Genomic DNA, 6,731 nt, shown 5'->3' with positions numbered 1-6,731 from the left:
GTTTCGTGCTGGCCGCCTACAAGATCCGCGAAGCCGGCGGCCACGAGCGCGCGCTGTCCTTTGTCGCGGTCGACGGCGACCTCGTCGTCGCCTCGGTGCGCATGACCCGCATTGCCGCCGGCGCCGGCCGCGCGCTGATGCTCGGGCCGCTCGCCGTGCGGCCGGCCTTCAAGAATCTCGGCATCGGCCGCCGGCTGGTGGCGATCGCACTGGAGGCAGCCGTCAAGGCCGGCGCGCCGGCCGTCATACTGGTCGGCGACGAGCCCTATTACGGGCCGCTCGGCTTCAAGCGCATCCCGCGCGGCCAGATCTCGATGCCGCGCCCCGTCGATCTCGACCGGCTTCTGTCGCACGAGATCACGCCGGGCGCGGTCGCCAGGCTCACGGGCGAGGTCGGTCATGCCAGCCAGGCCAGGATCGCAGAGCACGTCTAGGCAATGGCTTGACCTTCCCGTTCGATCTGGCACTGATCCTTTCCTACTTTCACAGGAAGGAATGATGCCATGAATCCGAACGGCCAGATCGCGATCGTGACCGGCGGCGGCTCCGGTCTTGGCGAAGCGACGGCGCGTGCGCTTGCCGCCAAAGGCGCCCGCGTCGCCATCTTCGATGTCGGCATCGATCGCGCCGCCAAGGTCGCGGCCGAGATCGGCGGCATTGCCGTGCAATGCGACGTCAGCAGCGCCGACAGTGGTGCCGCAGCCGTCGCCGAGACGGCGAGCAAGCTGGGCGAGCCGCGCATCCTGGTCAATTGCGCCGGCATCGCCATTGGCGTGAAGACGATCGGCAAGGATGGACCCCATCCGCTCGACCAGTACCGCAAGGTGATCGAGGTCAACCTGATCGGCACCTTCAACATGATCCGGCTGGTCGCCGACCGCGCGGCCAAGCTCGAGCCGCTGCAGGGCGGCGAGCGTGGCGTCATCGTCAACACCGCTTCCGTCGCCGCCTATGATGGCCAGATCGGCCAGGCCGCCTATTCCGCCTCCAAGGGCGGCGTCGTCGGCATGACACTGCCGGTGGCGCGCGACCTTGCCCGTTCCGGCATCCGCGTCTGCACCATCGCACCCGGCATCTTCAAGACACCGATGATGGCCGGCATGCCGCAGGATGTGCAGGATTCACTGGGCGCCGCCGTGCCCTTCCCGTCGCGCCTCGGCGAACCATCCGAATATGCCGCACTTGCCCTGCACATCGTCGAAAACCAGATGCTCAACGGCGAGACCATCCGCCTCGATGGCGCCATCCGCATGGCGCCGAAGTAATCAACTTGGCAGAGCAAGACCCTTGGACGATCGAAAGAAGGACGTGATCCGCGAAACCGACGCCGAGGCGATCCGGTTGGCGAAGACGCTTCTGCGCAGCGCCCGCTTCGGCGCCCTGGCGGTGCTGGAGCCGCAGACCGGGTCGCCGCTGGCAAGCCGGGTCGGCGTCGCCACAGACATCGACGGCGCGCCGCTGATCCTGGTCTCGATGCTGTCGGCGCACACGCCTGCCATGCTTGCCGAGCCACGCTGTTCCCTGCTGCTCGGCGAGCCCGGCAAGGGCGACCCGTTGGCGCATCCGCGCCTGACGCTGATCTGCCAGGCATCGCGGCTCGAACGTGGCTCGGAGGCGCATGCTCGCGCCGAGCGCCGCTATCTCAACCGCAATCCCAAGGCCAGCCTCTATGCCGGGCTCGGCGACTTCTCGATCTTTCGCCTCGAGCCGCAACGCGCCAGCCTCAATGGCGGCTTCGGCAAGGCCTATCTGCTCGATCGCTCCGATCTTGTCGCCGTCGGTCCCATCGTCGAAGAACTTGCGGCGAGCGAACAATCCGCCGTCGAGCACATGAACGCGGACCATCTCGACGCGATCGCCGTTTATGCGCATCATTTTGCCGGGGCATCTGGCGACGGCTGGAGCATCGCCGGTTTGGACGCCGATGGCATGGATCTGGTGTCGAGAGACAATGTTTGCCGAGTATTCTTCCCACAACCCCTGGTATCGGCGCGGGAGTTGAGACCCGCTCTGGTCGAGATGGCCAGGAGCGGCAGGGCTGCCGGGCAGGAAAATAGCCAAACTTAATTGCATTTGATCAAAAGCAACACTTGAGATTTGAAAGAAATGTTCTACCTTTCAGAGATGGCGCTGACTCGTCAGGGGCCGTTCGCAAGTGATTTTTTGGATTCAGGCCCCATTGCCCCCATGGCGCCTCGATGAACAAACAGCATGGGGCATTCATGGTCTCGACAAAGCTAATAGCAAACGCCGAATCGGCTGCCGAATTTCTGATGCTGATGGGCAACGAAAAACGGCTGTTGATCATGAGCTATCTGATCGACGGTGAAATGTCGGTCGGCGCTATCGCCGAAAAGGTGATGCTCAGCCAATCCGCCCTCTCCCAGCATCTTGCCAAGCTGCGGGCGCTTGACCTCGTGGACACCCGCCGCGACCGTCAGATGATCTACTACTCCTGCAAATCCGATGCCGTGCGCGAGCTGCTTGTCGTGCTGGATGGTATTTTCGGCAGCGGCAAGGAGGACCTGTCCCAGATGGCGCACAGATTGCGCCGCGCCGGGACTTGACCGGGCGCTCCTGCGGCCGTTTACCTCGCTAACGATTTCCGGAGCGTGGCTTGTGTGTCTTTCTCGACGCACGAACCGCGCTCTCGATTTTTGAGCGGAGGACATGGACCCAATTCGCATCGACGACCCGCGGGATCCGCGCGTCGCAGCCTATCTCGATATCCGCGAACGTGAYCTCGCCGGCCGGCAMGGCCGYTTCGTYGCCGAAGGCAAGGTGGTGCTCGATCTGCTCCTGTCGTCCGGCCGCTTTGGCGCGGACTCCGTTCTGGTCCTGGAAAACCGGCTCAGCGGCCTGAACGATATCCTTCACAAGGCGCCCGCGGACCTGCCGGTCTACGTCGTCACCAGCACGGTGATGGATGCGATTGCCGGCTTCCACATGCATCGCGGCATCCTGGCCATCGGCCGTAAGGAGGCGCCGCTGGCGGCCGGGCCATTGCTGGATGCCTTGTCCGCTCAGGCCCTGGTGGTGGTGCTCGTCGGCATCGCCAACCACGACAATATGGGCTCGATCTTTCGCAATGCCGCCGCCTTCGGCGCCGATGCCGTGCTGATGGACGCCACGTGCTGCGATCCGCTGTACCGCAAGGCGATCCGCGTTTCGGTCGGCGCGGCGCTGAAAGTACCCTTCGCCTCCTTCACCGACATCTCCGGCTTTACGGCGATGCTCGCCGAACAGGGGTTTGAACAATTCGCCCTGTCGCCGCGCGGACGAATAGACATTCGCGATGCAAAGCTGGCCGGGCGCCTGGCGCTCTATCTTGGCACTGAGGGCGAAGGCCTTCCCGAAAGCCTGCTTGCGCGTCTGCAAACCGTGCGGATCACCATGTCGAAAGGCTTCGACAGCCTGAACGTCGCCGCAGCGTCAGCTATTGCCCTGCACCGATTTTCGCGCTGATGCTGTAGGTACCCCGCGCAAGGGGATAGCCCGCACCGCCGCCTCAGTTCGCGGCCGCCTTCTGCAAGGCCCGCACGCGGTCGGCAAGGCTGCGGTCGCCGCCGTCGGATCCGCTGTCCGCCGGGGCCGCCAGCGCCTTGGCGATCGGTGAATCAGGTCCCTCGAGCTTGGCCGTCAGGTGGACGACTTCAGCCGCCAACTCATTCATCTGCTCGCGCAGCGCGGCGGTGCCATTCGCCGAACCCGACGATGCCATGACGCCGAGATCCGCCTTGAGCCGCTTGTTCTCGCGCGCCAGCGCCGTCAGCCTCGCCTCCAGCCGCTCGCGATCGCTGTCGAGCTTGGCGATCGCCTGATCCAGATCATCGCGCCGCGTGGCCTCGTCATGTCTGCCCGCTTCATCCGGCTTGCCGACCAGCCGCAAGGCCGGCCCGCCGTCCTCGGCCTTAGCCTTTTCGCGCAGCCGCGCCAGCTCGTTTTCGCGGCGGTCGAGCTTGTCTTCGCGATCGGCGAGCGTTGCCAGCAGCCGTTCGACCTTCTTGTCGAGTTCGGACGCCCTTTTCTTCTCCGCCTTCAGGGCATCGCGCGCGGCCTTGCTTTCGGCCGCGATCTCCTGCTGGCGCCGATCCGCTTCCTTGCGCTGGCCGCGCAGCAGCGAGATGTCGCTGGCAAGCTTCTGCAATTCGGATTCGCGCGCCACGAGCTCGATCTGSCGGCTGGWGGAGGARAARCTGGCRTCGTCRTACATGTGCTCCAGCTTTTCGAGYTCGAGCGCMCGCTTYTCCAGCWTGCGCTCGGTTTCCTTGAGCCGCTCCGAAAGCTGATGCAGTTCCTCTTCGCGCTGCCGCAGCGCCTCGCTCTTGGCGCCGAGTTCGGCGAGCGCGTGGTTCTTGTCCGTGCGCTCGACCGCCAGCCCTTTCAACGCCTCGCGGCCGCGATTGATCTCGACGAGTTGTTCGGCCGCCTTCTCGCGCAACGCCTTGACGTTCATTTCGAGGCGGCGCGTCGCCATGGCGTACTCGGCCCGGATGCGGTCCTTGTCGGCCTGGATCTCGGACTGCGTCAGCGGAATAGAGGCCTCGATGCGCCTGCGGGTCAAGGCGACGGCACGCCGCCAGACGGCCGGAGCCACCATCAGCGCCAGAAAGCCGGCGCASAGAAAGCCGAGAGCRAAGAACAGGAYCGACTGRACCAAAGGACAACCCGCTATCGGCGGCAACCACTTGGATTGAACCGCATCATACTGGCATGGCGGAAATCCGGCGCTGCGGCAAGAGCTTGCCGCGGCGCATTGGGGGTCACAGGCCTACAAATCCCATCGAAAAGTCGGCATTGCGGTCAAAACCAGCGGGACTTTAGAACGGATTCCACGTCGCCCGCTCGGTCAGCTTCAAATAGCCGAGATTGACGCCGAGCCGGGCGCCGACACCGGTGCGGATCGGCACCAGAAGCACATTGTTGTTCTTCAGCACATTGAAACCGACACCCGCCACCACATAGGCCGACCCGGCCACGCCGCCATAGCGGTTATAGAGGTTGCCGACATCGTCGAGATTGTAGACCAGCATCATCACCCGGGACCCTTCGCCGCCGAAATCCCAGCCCAGCGACGGACCTTGCCAGAACACTTTGTGGTCACCGGCATTCTTGGTGTAGAGCGTGCCTTCGCCATAGGTCAGGCCGCCGATCAGCGCGCCCGACCCCTCCTCACCGAGCAGATAGCCATTGGGCAAGCCGTAGGAGGAGAAGATCTTCTCGACGACGGTGGCGAGCCCACCCGATGTCGCGCCGAAGAACTTGTGGCCGGAATCGACAATCTCCTGAGCGGTGTATTCCTGGGCCCGCAGGGCTGAGGTCGAGAAGACGAGAACGCCCATGAGCGTGATCGCCATTGAGCAGACACGGAGAAAGTTCCGGCCTGAGATGACGCGGAGGAAACTCCGGTCGTAGTATCGGGAAAACATGCTTCCAATCTCCGTCATGGAGCACTTTCGCCGACGCCTCGCATCCGGTCCGGCTCTTTAGGCGGCCGTTAAGGATGACTGTTAGGGGCAAACTATGCCGTAATCCTTTTTCAACCATTAACTCCCACAGGAAGATGGCGGTTCGAAGGCTGGCTTTTGGGGGCGCGCGGGGCCGGCAGGCTACGCGAACACGCCATTTGCCGTGACGACAATTTCGCGTTTGTTGCTGTACGTACGAGTGCTGTGTATTCAGAAAGCCTCGGGTTGAAGCGTGATTCGTGTTGGGCAGGCGCGACGATCAATCGCTCGGCCACGAATTGTGGAATTTTGCAGGGATTTTCGCCGATGGCCGATCTGTTCACCCTCTCCGCGGTCGACCTGGCGGCGCTTCTGTGCAGCCGCGTCTGCCACGACATCATCTCGCCGGTCGGCGCGATCAACAACGGGCTTGAACTGCTTGACGAGGGCGGCGCCGACGAAGACGCCATGCGGCTCATCCGCCAGAGCGCCAAGAACGCCTCGGCCAGGCTGCAGTTCGCCCGCATCGCCTTCGGCGCGGCGGGTTCCGCCGGCATGTTGATCGACACCGGCGATGCCGAAGCGGTGGCAATCGCCTTCCTCAAGAACGAAAAACCGGAACTGATCTGGAACGGCGCGCGCGCGCTGCTGCCCAAGAACAAGGTCAAGCTGCTGCTCAACCTGATCCTGGTCGCCAATGCCGCCATTCCGCGCGGCGGCAAGCTGGTCGTCACCCTCGAGAATCTCGACACCGAGCCGCGCATTTCGCTTTCGGCAAGCGGCCCGATGCTGCGCGTGCCGCCGAAATTCCTCGAACTGCATTCCGGCCACAAGCCGGAAGAGCCGATCGATGCGCATTCGGTGCAGCCTTACTACACGCTGCTTCTGGCCCGCGAGGCCGGCATGACGATATCGATCCATGCGACGGCGGAAGAAATCGTGCTTTCGGCGGCCTGAGCATCCGGCCGATTTGCAAGGCAAAATAAAGTATTTCAAATGTCTAATATTGCCGTGATGGCTCGATCGTAAGCGTTGAGCCTTTCCCGATCGGCCGCATGGAAGCATCTGCAAAGAAAAGTCCTTCAGACGGCATCTTTGCAAAAATTTTACCTAAAGGCTTTTCGGGTTCTTTACCAGATCGGTCTAGGGTGGTCACCAGATGCCCGCACGACCGGATTGCCCAAGGGCAAAGAGGACCCGGAATGAAACGCTGCATGTTCGTCGACGACTCAAGCGTCATCAGGAAGGTTGCAAAACGCATCCTGGGCGGTTCCGACATGGTGG

8 protein-coding genes and 1 pseudogene are annotated in these 6,731 nt (G+C 63.3%); 7 read left to right on the top strand and 2 right to left on the bottom strand.

Annotated elements, in window-relative coordinates:
* The 5 genes from AC1DX0_RS28450 to AC1DX0_RS28430 all read left to right on the top strand — a co-directional run.
* A partial coding sequence (locus AC1DX0_RS28450) for a GNAT family N-acetyltransferase (RefSeq protein ID WP_477357720.1) occupies window positions 1–434 on the top strand: 434 nt, incomplete at its 5' end.
* A gap of 69 nt (window positions 435–503) precedes the next feature.
* On the top strand, window positions 504–1,265 hold the full coding sequence (locus AC1DX0_RS28445) for a 3-hydroxyacyl-CoA dehydrogenase (protein ID WP_477219853.1): 762 nt from the start codon (window positions 504–506) through the stop codon (window positions 1,263–1,265).
* A 22-nt stretch (window positions 1,266–1,287) separates the two neighbouring features.
* Entirely contained in the window at window positions 1,288–2,067 is a 780-nt protein-coding gene (locus AC1DX0_RS28440) for a HugZ family pyridoxamine 5'-phosphate oxidase (protein WP_477219854.1), read from the top strand.
* Between the two features lie 155 nt (window positions 2,068–2,222).
* Window positions 2,223–2,567: an ArsR/SmtB family transcription factor gene (locus tag AC1DX0_RS28435; protein WP_477220281.1), complete on the top strand. Its 345-nt coding sequence runs from the start codon at window positions 2,223–2,225 to the stop codon at window positions 2,565–2,567.
* 103 nt (window positions 2,568–2,670) lie between these two features.
* Window positions 2,671–3,465 (top strand): TrmH family RNA methyltransferase, encoded by a 795-nt coding sequence (locus AC1DX0_RS28430; RefSeq protein ID WP_477357718.1) that lies wholly within the window; start codon window positions 2,671–2,673, stop codon window positions 3,463–3,465.
* 43 nt (window positions 3,466–3,508) lie between these two features.
* Here AC1DX0_RS28430 and AC1DX0_RS28425 read toward each other — a convergent pair whose 3' ends face one another.
* Both AC1DX0_RS28425 and AC1DX0_RS28420 read right to left on the bottom strand, forming a co-directional pair.
* Window positions 3,509–4,660, bottom strand: coding sequence for a coiled-coil domain-containing protein (locus tag AC1DX0_RS28425; protein ID WP_477357714.1), 1,152 nt, complete (start codon window positions 4,658–4,660; stop codon window positions 3,509–3,511).
* Window positions 4,661–4,820: 160 nt separating this feature from the next.
* Window positions 4,821–5,357, bottom strand: a complete 537-nt coding sequence (locus AC1DX0_RS28420; RefSeq protein WP_477219857.1) for a DUF1134 domain-containing protein — start codon at window positions 5,355–5,357, stop codon at window positions 4,821–4,823.
* Window positions 5,358–5,774: 417 nt separating this feature from the next.
* Between AC1DX0_RS28420 and chpT the strand changes: the two genes are divergently transcribed.
* Window positions 5,775–6,404: a histidine phosphotransferase ChpT gene (gene chpT, locus AC1DX0_RS28415; protein WP_477219858.1), complete on the top strand. Its 630-nt coding sequence runs from the start codon at window positions 5,775–5,777 to the stop codon at window positions 6,402–6,404.
* A gap of 245 nt (window positions 6,405–6,649) precedes the next feature.
* A pseudogene (locus AC1DX0_RS28410) lies at window positions 6,650–6,731 on the top strand (response regulator); the annotation flags it as partial.

This window comes from Mesorhizobium sp. P3_A9 (assembly GCF_056402975.1).
Note: the sequence above shows the minus strand (reverse complement) of the source record. Positions and strands in the feature narration are given on the sequence as shown.